Raw genomic sequence first — 13,882 nt, 5'->3', positions numbered from 1 at the left:
ACGCCATGCGCATCCTCGGTATCAACGCCCTCTTCCACGACCCGGCCGCCGCGCTGGTGGTCGACGGGCGGATCGTCGCGGCCGCCGAGGAGGAGCGGTTCTCCCGGCGGAAGCACGGCAAGCGCCCCGTACCGTTCGCCGCCTGGGAACTGCCGTACCAGGCCGCCGCCTGGTGCCTGGCCCACGCGGGACTCACGCCGGGCGACCTGGACGCCGTCGGGTACTCCTACGACCCGGCGCTGGCCCGCCCGGCCGCCGAGGTGGGCCTGGACGACCCGTGGGACCACCTGCGGCAGACCTACGCCCGCGAGGCGCCCGGCTTCCTCGCCGAGGCGCTGGTGGGCCTGGACCCCGCCCGGGTGCGGTTCGTCCCCCACCACGTCGCGCACGCGGCCTCCGCGGGCCTGGCGACGCCGCACCCCGACAGCGCCGTGCTGGTCCTCGACGGGCGCGGCGAGTGCGCCTCGCACCTGGCCGGCCGGTACACCGGCGGCGCGCTGGAGGTGCTCGCCACCCAGGTGCTGCCCCAGTCGCTGGGCCTGGTCTACGAGGAGCTGACGGAGCATCTGGGCTTCCTGCGCAGCAGCGACGAGTACAAGGTGATGGCACTGGCGGCGTACGGCAAGCCGCGGTTCCTGACGGAGCTGCGGGAGCATCTGTACGCCACGGGCGACGGCGGCTTCGTCGCGCACGCCGTGCCGTGGGGGGCGCTGACCGAGCCGCGCGCGGCGGGCCAGGAGTGGACCCAGGACCACGCGGACCTCGCCTCGAGCACCCAGACGTGCCTGGAGGAGCTGCTGCTCGACCTGGTGCGGTGGCTGCACGGCCGTACCGGCGCCGGTTCGCTGGCCATGGCCGGCGGGGTGGCGCTCAACTGCGTGGCCAACTCCCGGATCGCGGTGGAGGGCCCGTTCCGCCATGTGTGGGTGCAGCCCGCCGCCGGTGACGCGGGCACCGCCCTGGGCGCGGCGCTGCACCTGGCGGCGGCCCACGGCGAGCCGGCCGCGCCGATGGAGGGCGCGGACCTGGGCCGGGGCTGGTCGGACGAGGAGCTGCGGGCCTGGCTGGAGCGGGCGCACGTGCCCTTCGAGCGGCCGCCGGACATCGCCGCGGCGGTGGCCGAGGAGCTGGCGCGCGACGGCATCGTCGCCTGGTTCCAGGGCCGCAGCGAGTACGGGCCGAGGGCGCTGGGCCACCGTTCGCTGCTGGCCCATCCCGGCCGGGCGGAGAATCTCGAGCGGCTCAACCACGTCAAGGGGCGGGAGGAGTTCCGGCCGGTCGCGCCGATGGTCCTCGCCGACCGTGCCGCGGAGATCTTCGAAGGGCCGCTGCCGAGCCCGTACATGCTCTTCGTGCACGGGGTGGCAAGGCCCTGGCGGGAGCGCATCCCGGCCGTCGTCCATGTGGACGGCACCGCCCGGATCCAGACCGTGGACCCGGGGCGGGAGCCGCTGGTCGCCCGGATGCTGGCCGCCTTCGAGCAGCGCACCGGGCTGCCGGTCGTCGTCAACACCAGCCTCAACACCGCGGGCCGGCCGATGGTCGACGATCCCCGCGACGCCCTGGAGTGCTTCGGTTCGGCTCCGGTGGACCTGCTGGCGATCGGGCCGTACGCCGTGCGGCGGGCCCATGCCTACGCCGGCGGGAAGGGGGCGGCATGAGCACGACGGACTTTCCGGTGTACGCGGTCGTCATCCCCACCATCGGCCGCGCGTGCCTCGCCGACTGTCTGACGGCCCTGGCCCGCTCCAGCGGCCCACCGCCGCGGGAGATCGTCGTCGTCGACGACCGGCCCGGGGCCCGTCACCCGCGGCCGCCGCTGTCGCTGGAGGCGCTCGGTGAACTGCGCACGCACGCCCGCACGGTGACCAGCGGCGGGCGGGGGCCGGCGGCCGCGCGCAACGCGGGCTGGCGGACGGTGGACGCCCCGTGGGTGGTCTTCCTCGACGACGACGTCCAGGTCGGTGCCGCCTGGCGCGACGAGCTGGTGTGCGACCTGACCTGCGCGGCGCCGGACGTCGGCGGGGTGCAGGGCGTCATCGAGGTGCCCCTGCCGGCCGGGCGGCGGCCCACGGACTGGGAGCGCAACACCGCCGGTCTGGCCCAGGCCCGCTGGGCGACCGCCGACATGGCCTACCGGCGCTCGGTCCTCGCGGCCGTCGGCGGCTTCGACGAGCGTTTCCCCCGCGCCTTCCGTGAGGACGCGGACCTGGCGCTGCGGGTCATCGGCGCGGGCCGGCACCTGGAGACGGGCACCCGCACGACCCGGCACCCGGTGCGGGCGGCGGGCCGCTGGGTGTCGCTGCGCACCCAGGCGGGCAACGCGGACGACGCGCTGATGGTGCGGCTGCACGGCCGCGACTGGTGGGAGCGGGCCGGAGCGCCGCGCGGCCGCGTGCGGGCGCACGCGGCGGTCACCGCCGCGGGGGCCGCGGCGGCCGTGCTGGCGCTGACCGGGCACCGGACGGCGGGGGCGGGTGCCGCCCTCGGCTGGGCGCTGGGCACGGCGCGCTTCGCCGCCGCCCGCATCGCGCCGGGCCCGCGCACGACGGCGGAGGTGGCGGCCATGCTCACCACGTCCGTGGCCATCCCGCCGCTGGCCGTCTGGCACCGGGTGCGCGGCACCTGGCGTCATCGTGCCGCCCGGCCCCTGCCCGACACCTCGGCGCCGCCCCGCGTCGTGCCGGTGCCGGTGCGGTCGGCCCTGCGGGAAGGACCGGTCCCGTGAACCGGGGCGGGCCGCCCGCCGCCGTGCTGTTCGACCGGGACGGCACGCTGGTGGAGAACGTCCCCTACAACGGCGACCCGCGCCGCGTCGTCCCGATGGCCGGCGCCCGGGCCGCCCTGGCGCTGCTGCGGCGGCACGGGGTGCGCACCGGTGTGATCACCAACCAGTCGGGCGTGGCCCGCGGCCTGATCACGACGGCTCAGCTGCGCCTGGTCAACGAGCGGGTGGAGCGGCTGCTGGGCCCGTTCGACGTGTGGGCGGTGTGCCCGCACGGCCCGGACGACGGCTGCGGCTGCCGCAAGCCGGCGCCGGGCCTGGTCCTGGCCGCCGCCCGTGACCTGGGCCTGTCGCCGGGCGACTGCGTGGTGGTCGGGGACATCGGCTCCGACATGGAGGCGGCCGCCGCGGCCGGCGCCCTGGGCGTCCTGGTGCCGACCCCGGTGACCCGGCCCGAGGAGGTACGGCGCGCCGCGCACCGCGCGCCGCACCTCCTGGGCGCGGTGCGCGACCTGCTCGGCGCCCCCGGTGCCGCGCCGGCACGCGGTCCCGCGCTGGAAGGAGACCCGCGGTGAAGGCACTCGTGGCACGCCTGGACAGCTTCGGCGACGTCCTGCTCGCCGGGCCGGCGGTCCGTGCCGTCGCGGCGCGCGCCGACCGCACGACGCTGCTGTGCGGGCCGCGCGGCGCCCCGGCGGCCCGGATGCTGCCCGGGGTCGACGAGGTGCTCGTGTGGGACGCGCCGTGGGTGGGCTTCGAGCCACCGGGGGTCGAAGAGGCGGGCATCGAACGGTTCGTGGCGGGCATCGCGCAGGCACCGCCGGACGTCGCGTTGGTGCTCACCTCCTTCCATCAGAGCCCGCTGCCCACGGCGCTGCTCCTGCGGATGGCGGGGGTGCCGCGCCTGGCGGCGGACTGCGCCGACTATCCGGGCTCGCTGCTGGACGTACGGCACCGGCGCGCGCCCCGGCGGCACGAGGTGCTCGCCGCCCTGGATCTGGCCCGGGCGGCGGGGTTCGCGCTGCCGGAGGGCGACGACGGGCGGCTCGCGGTGCGGGAACCTCCCGATCCGGGCCCGCTCGTGGGCGGCGACGGGTACGTGGTCGTGCACCCCGGCGCGGCGGTGCCGGCCCGGCAGTGGGGCCGCGAGCGGTGCGCGGCGGCGGTGCGGGGGCTGGCGCGGGCCGGATACCGGGTCGTGGTCACCGGGGGCCCGGGCGAGCGGGAGCTGACGGCGGCCGTCGCGGGCGGGGCCGCCCTCGACCTCGGCGGGCGCACCGGGCCGGCCGAGCTGGCCGGGGTGCTGCGGGGCGCCGTGGCCGTGGTGGTCGGCAACACCGGGCCGGCCCATCTGGCCGCCGCGGTCGGCACGCCCGTGGTGTCCCTGTTCGCGCCCGTGGTGCCGGCGGAGCGGTGGGCCCCCTTCGGCGTGCCGCACGTCCTGCTGGGGGACGAGCGGGCCCCGTGCGCGGGCAGCCGGGCCCGGGTCTGCCCGGTGCCCGGGCACCCGTGCCTGAACGGGGTGTCGCCCGAGGACGTCCTGGCGGCCGTGGAGAAGCTCACCGGGCGGTCCCCCGGCCTCGACGAGGGGCCCGGCGCCGGCCCGGACGCCCCCGGGGGGCGGACGCCATGAGGATCCTGCTGTGGCACGTACACGGTTCGTGGACGACGGCGTTCGTCCGGGGCCCGCACACCTACGTGGTGCCGGTGACCCCCGGCCGGGGACCGGACGGGCTCGGCCGCGCCGCCACCTTCGACTGGCCCGCCTCCGTCGTGGAACTGCCCCCGGACCGGCTGGGCGAGGCCGGCATCGACCTGGTCGTCGTTCAGCGGCCGCACGAGCCGGCCCTGGTACGGCGCTGGCTCGGCCTGCGCCCGGGCACCGACGTGCCCGCGGTCTACCTCGAGCACAACGCGCCCGGCGGACCTGTGCCCGACACCCGGCATCCGGCCGCCGACCGGCCTGAGCTGACGGTCGTGCACGTCACGCACTTCAACCGGCTCATGTGGGACTGCGGCACCACGCCGACCACCGTCATCGAGCACGGCATCGTCGACCCGGGCCCGCTGTGGACCGGCCGCCTGGAGCGGGCCGCCGTGGTCGTCAACGAGCCGCTGCGGCGCGGTCGTACGACCGGTACCGACCTGCTCCCCTACTTCAGCGAGGCCGCGCCGCTCGACGTCTTCGGCATGGGTACCGACGGCCTGGCCGGCCGCCTGGGCGTGCCGGCGGAGCGCTGCAACGGCCAGGAGCTCGTCCAGAGCGCGCTGCACCGGGAGATGGCCGAGCGCCGGGTCTATCTGCACCCGGTGCGCTGGACGTCCCTGGGGCTCTCCCTGCTGGAGGCCATGCACCTGGGCATGCCGGTCGTGGCGCTGGCCACCACCGAGGTGGCCGAGGCCGTGCCGGCGCGCGCGGGGGTCGTCTCCAACCGGCCGGAGCTGCTGCGCGACGCGATCCGGGACTTCATCGCCGATCCCGCCCGGGCCCGCGAGACGGGCAGGGCGGCCAGGGCGGCGGCCCTCGCCCGGTACGGGCTCCAGCGGTTCCTGGACGACTGGGAGTACCTGATCAAGGAGGTCACGCGATGAGGATCGCCATGGTGTCCGAGCACGCGAGTCCGCTGGCGGCGCTCGGCGGACCCGACGCGGGAGGCCAGAACGTCTACGTCGCACGCCTGGCGGAACTCCTCGCCGCCCGCGGCCACGACGTGACCGTGCACACCCGCCGGGACGACGCCTCGCTGCCGGACCGGGTGCCGCTGCCGGCCGGGGCGGTGGTCGAGCACGTGCGGGCCGGCCCGGCCAGGACGCTGCCCAAGGACGCGCTCTTCGCCCACATGCCGCAGTTCGCCGACCAGCTGGCGCGGGCCTGGCGGCACGAGCGCCCCGACGTCGTGCACGCCCACTTCTGGATGTCGGGCATGGCCGCGCTGCGCGGCGCCCACGGCCTGTCCCTGCCGGTCGTGCAGACCTACCACGCGCTGGGCACCGTCAAGCGGCGCCACCAGGGGGCGGCCGACACCAGCCCGGCCGAACGCCTGGGCATCGAGCGGGAGATCGGCACCTCCTGCGCCCGTGTCCTCGCCACCTGCTCGGACGAGGTGCGCGAGCTGGCCTCGATGGGCATCCCGCCCGGGCGCTGCACCGTGGTGCCCTGCGGGGTGGACACCGAGCACTTCACGGCCCGCGGCCGGATCGCCCTGACCCCCGGGCGCCGGTGCCGGCACCGGCTGCTGGCGGTGGGCCGCCTCGTCCCCCGCAAGGGCGTCGACCTCGCGCTGCGGGCCCTGCGGCGCATCCCGGACGCCGAACTGCTGGTGGCGGGCGGCCCGCCCGCCGACGGGCTCGCCAAGGACCCCGAGGCGATGCGGCTGCTCGCCCTCGCCCGCCGGCTGCGGGTGGCCGACCGGCTGGTGCTGCTCGGGTGCGTGCCCCACGAGGACATGCCGGCGCTGCTGCGCAGCGCGGACGTGGTGCTGTGCACGCCGGTGTACGAGCCGTTCGGCATCGTGCCGCTGGAGGCCATGGCCTGTGGCGTGCCGGTGGTGGCGACCGACGTCGGCGGGCACCGGGACACCGTCGCCCACGGGGAGACGGGGCTGCTGGTCCCGCCGGGCCTGCCCGACCCCCTCGCGGAGGCGGTGCGCGCGCTGCTCGACTCCCCCGAGCGGCTGCGGTCCTACGGCCGGGCCGGGCGCGTGCGCGCCCTCGGCCACTTCACCTGGGACCGGGTGGCGGACGGCGTCGAGGGCGTCTACGACCGGGTCGCCGACCACCGCCGCATACCGACGGGAGCCCCGCGATGACCGTCACGCGCACCACTCGGGCAGGGACCGCCGCGGGCGGCGACCACTGCGGCCGGCTGCTGGCCGCCCTGGAGCGGTTCCGCGAGGAGGAGGCCGTCACCGCGCAGCGGTGGGGGGCCCGCCTCGCGGCCGCCCTCTCCTCCGGGAGCCGGCTGCTGGCGGCCGGCAACGGCGGCAGCGCCGCGCAGGCCCAGCACCTGACCGCCGAACTCGTGGGCCGCTACCGCGAGGACCGGGCCCCGTTCTCGGCCCTCGCCCTGCACACCGACACCTCCAGCTGCACGGCCATCGTCAACGACTACGGCGCCGATGAGCTGTTCGCCCGTCAGGTGCGGGCGCACGCCCGGCCCGGCGACGTGCTGATCCTGCTGTCGACGAGCGGCGCCAGCCCCAACCTGCTGCGGGCGGCCGCGGCGGGCCGGCAGGCGGCAGCGGCGGTGTGGTCGCTGACCGGCCCGGCACCGAACCCGCTGGCCGAGGCGGGCGACGAGACGCTGTGCGTGGAGGCCACCACCACGGCGACCGTCCAGGAGCTGCATCTGGTGGCGGTGCACATGATGTGCGACGCCTTCGACACGGCGCTCGGCACCGGGCGCTTCCCGGGGGCCGGGACGTGGAAGGGGATGCCATGAGTGCCGGGACGCCCCTGCTGGTGGTCGGTGACGCGCTGCTCGACCGGGACCTGGTCGGCAGGGCCGAGCGGCTCGCCCCGGACGCGCCGGTGCCCGTGCTGGACGGGTGCCGGGAGCTGCTGCGCCCGGGCGGCGCGGCGCTGGCGGCCTATCTGGCGGCGCGGTCGGGCCGGGCGGTGACGCTCATCGCGCCGCTGGGCACGGACGCGGCGAGCCGGCAGGTGCGGGCCATGCTCGAGCCGCTGATGACGCTGGTGCCGCTGCCGCTGGACGGTCCGCTGGCGGAGAAGACCCGGGTCATGGCGGGCGGGCGGCCGGTGGTGCGGCTGGACCGCGGCGACGGCCGGGCGGCGGGCGCCACGTCATGGGCGCGCCGGGTCCTGGCCGAGGCGCCCGCCGTGCTGGTGGCCGACTACGCGCGCGGCGCCGCCGAGGTGCTGCGCGAGGAGCTGGCCGCCCGGGCCCGGCGGGCGGCGCTGGTGTGGGATCCGCACCCGCGCGGCGGCCCGCCGGCGCCGGGCGCGCGGCTGGTGACCCCGACGGGCGAGGAGGCCCGCCGGTTCGCCGGGGAGCAGCCGGCGGCCGGCGAGGACCTCAGCGCGGTGGCCCGCACGGCGGCGGAGCTCGTGCGGCGCTGGCGGGCGGTGTGCGTGGCGGTGACGCTGGGCGGGCGGGGCGCGCTGCTCTCGCAAGGGGACGGCCCCATGCTCGTACCGGCCCCGGCCCGGCACAGCGGTGACGCGTGCGGGGCCGGGGACTGCTTCGCCGCGACGGCCGCCGGGCTGCTGGGCGACGGCGCGCTGCCCGCGGAGGCGGTGCAGGGGGCCGTGGCCGCGGCGACCCGGTACGTCGCCGAGGGCGGCCCGCGGGCCGCGGTGCCGGGCCCGCACCCGGCCGGTGCGGACGGGGGCGACGGGGCGGACGCCGCGGCGCTGGCGCGGCGGGTGCGGGAGGCGGGCGGCACGGTGGTGGCGGCGGGCGGCTGCTTCGATCTGCTGCACGCCGGGCACGTCAGCCTGCTCCAGCAGGCCCGGGGCATCGGCGACTGCCTGATCGTGTGCCTGAACTCCGACGCCTCGGTGCGCCGCCGCAAGGGCCGGGGCCGGCCGCTGAACCCGCTGGCCGACCGGGTCCGGGTGCTGCGGGCCCTGCAGTGCGTGGACGCCGTCGCCGTGTTCGACGAGGACACGCCCGTCGAGCTGCTGTCCCGGCTGCGGCCGCACATCTGGGTCAAGGGCGGCGACTACGCGGTGGAGCAGCTCCCGGAGGCGGCGCGGCTGGCCGCGTGGGGCGGCCAGGCGATCCTGCTGCCCTATCTCGACGGCCGTTCCAGCACCCTGCTGGCCACCCGGGCCGCCGACAGCCTCGGCGCCGGGCAGGGCGGCGCCGGCTCCTCCCCCGCGGGGCGGGGATGACGCCGGCCGGGCCGGAGCGGCCCCGGCTGCTGGTCCTGCGGGCCCTGGGCCTGGGCGACCTGCTCACGGGCGTGCCGGCGCTGCGCGCGCTGCGCCGGGCCTATCCGCGGCACGAGCTGGTGCTGGCCGCGCCGCCGGGCCTCGCGGCGGCGGCCGCCGCCTCGGGTGCCGTCGACACCTTGCTGCCGGCGGAGGCGCCCGGCCGGGACGTGCCGCGGGCCCTGCCGTGGCGGGGGCCGCCTCCGGAGATCGCGGTCGACCTGCACGGCAACGGGCCGCCCAGTCACCGTCTGCTGACGGCGCTGCGGCCCGGCAGGCTGCTGGCGTTCGCCCATCCGGGCACGCCGGAGGTGCGGGGGCCCGCGTGGCGGCCGGACGAGCACGAGCGCGAGCGGTGGTGCCGGCTGCTGCGCGCCTACGGCATCCCGGCCGACGCCGGTGATCTGGCGCTCCCCCGGCCGGCCGTGACCCCGCCCGTCACGGACGCGGTGCTGCTGCACCCCGGTGCGGCGGCGCCGGCGCGCTGCTGGCCGCCGGAGCGTTACGCGGCGGTGGCGCGCGCGTTGCTGGACCGGGGGCACCGGGTGGTGGTCACCGGGGGGCCGGGCGAGGAGGGCCTGGTGGCGCGCGTGGCCGTGCCGGGGTGCCGGGCCTTCCCCGGGGGGCTGCCGTTCGGGGTGCTGGCCGCCCTGGTGGCCGGGGCCCGGGCCGTGGTCAGCGGGGACACGGGCCTGGCGCATCTGGCGGTGGCGTACGGCACGGCGAGCGTCACTCTCTTCGGTCCGGTCGCGCCGGCGCTGTGGGGCCCGCCGCGGTCCGCGCGCCATATCGCGCTGTGGCATCCGGGGCCGCCGGGTGACCCGCACGGCCGGCACCCCGATCCGCTGCTGCTGCGCATCCGGCCGGAGGAGGTCCTGGCGGCCCTGGACCGGCAGGAGGCCCTTCACGCGTGAACCGCGTGAACCCGTCCACGAGCGGCCGGAGTAAGGCTGGGAGTAAGGCCGCAGAAGGGCCGGAGAAGACCGCGGAAGAGAGAGCGGAAGAGAGAGGTGTCTGCCATGACCAGTGCGACCCCCGATCCCGACGTACCGCGTACCCCGGGCGAGAAGGGCGGCGGAGGCGTTCCGCCGGGCGAGACGCCGCCGGGCGAGGACAGCACCGCCGGTGCCGGCCCCCGGGAGACGTACAACCCCACGCGCGGCTGGGGCAAGGGGCCGGTCATCGTGATCGGCTTCTGCGTCCTGGCGATGTTCGTGCTGTTCATCATCTGGGCGGCGATCGTCTGACCGCCGCCGGTCGCGCCCGTCGTCAGGCCGTGGTCAGGCCGCGGTTCCGTACGCCGGCTCGGGTACGAGCACGGGCACGGCGCGGCGGGCGGTGCGCCGGCGCCGGTGGGCCAGGGCGCCGGCACCGATGACGCCCACGATGACGGCGCCGCCCAGGACCAGGGCGCCCCGCTCGCCCGCGCCCTGGACCAGCAGGCCCAGCAGGGGCGGGCCGGCCAGGCCCCAGCCGGTGCTGACGCTGCGCCAGACGCCGAGGACGCGGCCGCGCATGTGCGCCGGCGGGTCGGTCTGGAGCACGGTGTTGGTCGCCGTGTCGCACACCGACTCCACGATGGCCATGGGGACGACCATGACGAGCAGCATCAGCAGCACCGGGCTGAGGCCGGCCACCATCTGCAGCAGGGCTCCGGCGGCGGCCAGCAGGGCGACCAGCTGGACGGTGGGCTTGCGCAGCCGGCCGGCGAGCACGGCGCCCACGATGCCGCCGACCGCGAGCAGGGCGGAGACGACGCCGTACGCGCCGGCGCCGCCGTGCAGCGGCCCGGTGACCAGGGTGGCGAGGGTGAGCTGATAGTTGCGGCCCAGGACGGCGCTCACCGCGGCGATCACGGCGAGCGCGACCAGGCTGCGGCGGCTGAGGAAGAACGCCAGTCCGGCGCGCCCGCCGCCCTCCTCGCCGCGCGGGCGCGCGGCGGCGGCCGCGGCCTCCTGGCGGGCGTGCGGCTGCAGGCGCAGGAAGGGGATGACGGCCGTCACGAACAGGAACGACACACCATTGATCGCGTAGGCGCCGGCGGTGCCGATGGTGGCGATGCCCACCGCGGCCAGGGCGGTGCCGGCCAGCCGGCCGACGCTGTGCACGACGGAGCCGAGCGCGATCGCCGAGGGCACGTCCTTCTCCGGGACGAGGTCGTTGCCGAGCAGGGCGGTGGCCGGGCCGTCGACGGTGGCGATCAGACCGGTGACGGCGGCGAGCGCCATCAGCACGGGCACGCTGAGCATGTCGAAGGCCACCAGCGCGGCGGTGGCGAAGGCCACGAGCGCCAGCAGGGCCTGGCTCACGGCGGCGGTGACCTTGCGCGGCCAGCGGTCCACCACGGCCCCGCCGAGCAGCCCGAAGAGCAGGCCGGGCGCGGCCTGCACGGACAGTGACAGGCCGGTGGTCGCGGCGGAGCCGGTGAGCTGCAGCACGAGCAGGTTCTGCACGGTGAGCTGCATCCACGTGCCGAGGTTGGACACCAGGTTGGCGGCGGACCACCAGCGCATGCTGCGGCTGCGCAGGCAGCGCCACGGGGACCGGTCGCCGCCCCGCTCGGCCGCCGGGCGGCGGCCGAGGAGGCCGCGGACCGTCCGCGGCGGGCGCGGGGAGTCGGGCGCCGGGGAGCCGGCGGGCACGGCGGGAGTCGCAGACGAGGAGCGCAAGGGTCCGTCCGGGGGTCGGGGATCGGCGGGCCGGCCCGCGCACGGAAAGGCCGCCCTGCGCGGGCGGCACAACGGGTGCGGACATGCGACGTCCGAGGGTGCGGAAACCCTCGGACGGGGCCGGTGTGGACGCCGCTGCGCGCCGCTCCCTCACAGGTGCGTCACGCCGACGTCCCCGCCATCGTCACAAGCGCTTCCCCGTGGGGGGAAGCGTGGCGGCTGTGGGGTGCCTCACCCTGCCGTAAGGCCCGGCGACGACAGCGGTGACCTGGGTCATACCGGGCGGAATCAGACCGGCTGGTTGAAGCGGCGGGCGGCGCGGTCGTTGAGCGCGGTGATCCGGTTCACGGCGGCGGAGCCCAGGCTGCGGGCGGCCTGCCGGCCGGGCATGTTGTGCTCCGGCTCCTCACCACTGACCGGGAGCCAGCGGGCGGCCACGGTCAGGGCGCGGGTGGTGGTGGCGGGGGCGAGCCCGTGCAGCCGTACGGCCACCTTGCCGACCGGGGTGAGGACCAGTTCGGGCCGGCGCCGGGCGGCGGCCCGCACGATGGCGCGCGCGGCGCGCTCACCGTCCATGGACAGCACCGGGAAGCCCGCCGCGGAGGCGAACCAGGCGTACTCCCGCTCCGCCTGGCCGCTGAACTCCGCCGCCACGTGCGAGCCGGTGCGCATGAGGCCGGGGATGACGGTGGTGACGCTGATCTTGTCGGCCGCCAGCTCGGCGCGCAGCCCTTGGGAGAGCCCCGCCGTGGCGAACTTCGCCCCGACGTAAGGCAGCAGGTGCGGGGCGGGGATGCGGCCGCCGAGGGAGCTGATGGTGACGATCCGGCCGCCGCCGCGCTCGCGCATGCCGGGTACGGCGGCCAGGACGAGCCGCAGCGGGGCGAAGTACATCGTCTCCATGGCGTCGCGGAAGTCGGCCTCCGTCATGGCGTCGAGGGGGCCCACCTGGATGACGCCCGCGTTGTTGACCACGATGTCCAGCCGCCCGAACGCGGCCTCGGTGGCCTTGACGAGCCGCTGTGCCGCCCGTGCGTCGTTGACGTCGCACACCAGCGAGCGGACGTCGGCCCCCTCCTCGCGCAGCATGCTCTCGGCCCGTTCGAGTTCGTCCCCGTCACGGGCGCAGAGCATCACCGGGCAGCCCTGCCGGCCGAGCTCCCGGGCGATCAGCAGGCCGAGGCCGCGCGAGGACCCGGTCACGAGCGCGACGCCGCCGTCCAGGCGGTCGAGGGACGAGCGAGCCATGGGAAGCCACCTCCTGCGGACGGGTGGGACGTACCGGTACCGCTCTCCTCCAGTGTCACGCCGGGGGCCCGCGGCGACCTGCCGGGGCCGGGAGCCGGCACGCACCGTCGCGGACCGTCGCCCTGTGTGAACGGGCGCACGGCAGCCGGGGGCGGGGACCCGGTGGACGCGGGTGTCGCCGGGGCGGCCCCGGGTACCCGGCACGACCCGACAGACCAACGTTTCGAGGAGGTACGACATGGCACCCCCCGACACCACCGGTCAGCTGCCGGAGAGCAATGACGTGGTGGCGCTGCTGAAGAAGCAGCACGAAGAGATCCGTGGCCTGCTGGACGAGGTTCTCGCGCGCACCGGCCGGGAACGCGCCCACTCCTTCCGGCTCCTGGTCCATCTGCTGGCGGTCCACGAGACGGCCGAGGAGGAGATCGTCCACCCCTACGCCCGGCAGGCCGTCGACGGCGGCGAACCGGTGGTGGCCGACCGGCTCAAGGAGGAGGAGGCGGCCAAGCGGTCGCTCAAGCGCCTCGAGGAACTGGACCCCGACGCCCCGGAGTTCGTGGAGGAGTTCACGGCGCTGCGGGAGTCCGTGCTCGCCCACGCCGGCGCGGAGGAGAAGCACGAGTTCGCCCGGCTGAGCCGGGAGGGGGACCCGGCCAGGCTGCAGCTGCTGGCCAAGGCGGTCCGGGCCGCGGAGGCCGTCGCCCCGACCCACCCGCACCCCGGCGCGCAGTCCGCGACGAAGAACGCCCTGCTCGGCCCCGCGACCGCCGTGGCGGACCGCACGCGCGACGCCGTGCGCCGCGTGTTCCGCGCGGGCTGAACCGGTGACCGGGCCGTACCCGCACGAGGAGGTTCCTGTGGAGGAGACGATGGCACAACTGGTCAAGGACGTGATGAGCGACGGGGTGGTGACGGTGCTTCCCGAGGCGTCGCTGGCCGAGGTCGCCCAGCTGATGCGCGACCAGGACATCGGGGACGTGGTGGTCGCGCGCGACGACTACGTGGTGGGCGTGATCACCGACCGGGACATCACCGTCCGCGCGGTCGCCGACGGCGCGGACCCGCTCGCCCTGAGCGCCGGTTCGGTGTGCACCCCGAACCCGGTCGTGATCGGCCCGTACCAGAGCGCCGGGCAGGCCGTCGCCCTGATGCGGCAGTACGCCGTGCGGCGGCTGCCGGTGGTGGAGGACGACCGTGCGGTGGGCCTGGTGAGCCTGGGCGACCTCGCCCGGGAGCGGGACCCGCACTCGGCTCTCGCCGACATCGGCCGGGCGGAGCCCGACCGCTGACCTGACAGCACCCCTCCTGCGGCTCCCCGCGTCGTGCGCCCGCCCGAAGGGCGGGC

The 13,882-nt window shown here is 77.2% G+C and carries 14 protein-coding genes; 12 read left to right on the top strand and 2 right to left on the bottom strand.

Features of this window, described 5'->3' with window-relative positions:
- Positions 1-5: 5 nt before the first annotated feature.
- The 10 genes from ABZ956_RS26790 (at position 6) to ABZ956_RS26745 (ending at position 9,867) form a co-directional block, all read left to right on the top strand.
- The gene (locus ABZ956_RS26790; RefSeq protein WP_361898744.1) at positions 6-1,661 is read left to right on the top strand and encodes a carbamoyltransferase C-terminal domain-containing protein; all 1,656 of its coding nucleotides are present in this window, start codon (positions 6-8) and stop codon (positions 1,659-1,661) included.
- Positions 1,658-2,728: a glycosyltransferase gene (locus tag ABZ956_RS26785; RefSeq protein WP_361898741.1), complete on the top strand. Its 1,071-nt coding sequence runs from the start codon at positions 1,658-1,660 to the stop codon at positions 2,726-2,728. The genes ABZ956_RS26790 and ABZ956_RS26785 overlap by 4 nt, the downstream gene beginning before the upstream one ends.
- Complete coding sequence (locus ABZ956_RS26780; RefSeq protein ID WP_361898738.1) at positions 2,725-3,300, top strand: HAD family hydrolase; 576 nt, start codon at positions 2,725-2,727, stop codon at positions 3,298-3,300. Before ABZ956_RS26785 ends, ABZ956_RS26780 begins: the two co-directional genes overlap by 4 nt.
- The gene (locus ABZ956_RS26775; protein ID WP_361898735.1) at positions 3,297-4,358 is read left to right on the top strand and encodes a glycosyltransferase family 9 protein; all 1,062 of its coding nucleotides are present in this window, start codon (positions 3,297-3,299) and stop codon (positions 4,356-4,358) included. The genes ABZ956_RS26780 and ABZ956_RS26775 overlap by 4 nt, the downstream gene beginning before the upstream one ends.
- Positions 4,355-5,317, top strand: coding sequence for a glycosyltransferase (locus ABZ956_RS26770; protein WP_361898732.1), 963 nt, complete (start codon positions 4,355-4,357; stop codon positions 5,315-5,317). The genes ABZ956_RS26775 and ABZ956_RS26770 overlap by 4 nt, the downstream gene beginning before the upstream one ends.
- A complete protein-coding gene (locus ABZ956_RS26765) occupies positions 5,314-6,534 on the top strand; it encodes a glycosyltransferase (RefSeq protein ID WP_361898730.1) in 1,221 nt (406 codons plus the stop codon). The genes ABZ956_RS26770 and ABZ956_RS26765 overlap by 4 nt, the downstream gene beginning before the upstream one ends.
- The gene (locus ABZ956_RS26760) at positions 6,531-7,166 is read left to right on the top strand and encodes an SIS domain-containing protein (protein WP_361898727.1); all 636 of its coding nucleotides are present in this window, start codon (positions 6,531-6,533) and stop codon (positions 7,164-7,166) included. The genes ABZ956_RS26765 and ABZ956_RS26760 overlap by 4 nt, the downstream gene beginning before the upstream one ends.
- On the top strand, positions 7,163-8,581 hold the full coding sequence (gene rfaE2, locus ABZ956_RS26755) for a D-glycero-beta-D-manno-heptose 1-phosphate adenylyltransferase (protein WP_361898724.1): 1,419 nt from the start codon (positions 7,163-7,165) through the stop codon (positions 8,579-8,581). The genes ABZ956_RS26760 and rfaE2 overlap by 4 nt, the downstream gene beginning before the upstream one ends.
- Positions 8,578-9,534: a glycosyltransferase family 9 protein gene (locus ABZ956_RS26750; protein WP_361898721.1), complete on the top strand. Its 957-nt coding sequence runs from the start codon at positions 8,578-8,580 to the stop codon at positions 9,532-9,534. The genes rfaE2 and ABZ956_RS26750 overlap by 4 nt, the downstream gene beginning before the upstream one ends.
- A 105-nt stretch (positions 9,535-9,639) precedes the next feature.
- Positions 9,640-9,867, top strand: a complete 228-nt coding sequence (locus tag ABZ956_RS26745) for a DUF6480 family protein (RefSeq protein ID WP_361898718.1) — start codon at positions 9,640-9,642, stop codon at positions 9,865-9,867.
- 33 nt (positions 9,868-9,900) lie between these two features.
- On the opposite strand, the gene ABZ956_RS26740 is transcribed toward ABZ956_RS26745, so the two are convergent.
- Positions 9,901-11,262, bottom strand: a complete 1,362-nt coding sequence (locus tag ABZ956_RS26740) for an MFS transporter (protein WP_361898715.1) — start codon at positions 11,260-11,262, stop codon at positions 9,901-9,903.
- 315 nt (positions 11,263-11,577) lie between these two features.
- A complete protein-coding gene (locus ABZ956_RS26735; protein ID WP_361898712.1) occupies positions 11,578-12,537 on the bottom strand; it encodes an SDR family NAD(P)-dependent oxidoreductase in 960 nt (319 codons plus the stop codon).
- Positions 12,538-12,775: 238 nt separating this feature from the next.
- Here ABZ956_RS26735 and ABZ956_RS26730 point away from each other — a divergent pair, with 238 nt between their 5' ends.
- Together ABZ956_RS26730 and ABZ956_RS26725 are read left to right on the top strand one after the other, a co-directional pair.
- Positions 12,776-13,357, top strand: coding sequence for a hemerythrin domain-containing protein (locus ABZ956_RS26730; protein ID WP_361898709.1), 582 nt, complete (start codon positions 12,776-12,778; stop codon positions 13,355-13,357).
- A gap of 49 nt (positions 13,358-13,406) precedes the next feature.
- Positions 13,407-13,826: a CBS domain-containing protein gene (locus tag ABZ956_RS26725; protein WP_361898891.1), complete on the top strand. Its 420-nt coding sequence runs from the start codon at positions 13,407-13,409 to the stop codon at positions 13,824-13,826.
- Positions 13,827-13,882: the final 56 nt, after the last annotated feature.

It is taken from the genome of Streptomyces sp. NPDC046261, from assembly GCF_040646235.1.
Lineage (GTDB): Bacteria > Actinomycetota > Actinomycetes > Streptomycetales > Streptomycetaceae > Streptomyces.
The sequence above is the reverse complement of the archived record's forward strand: the minus strand, read 5'-3'. Positions and strand labels throughout refer to the sequence as shown.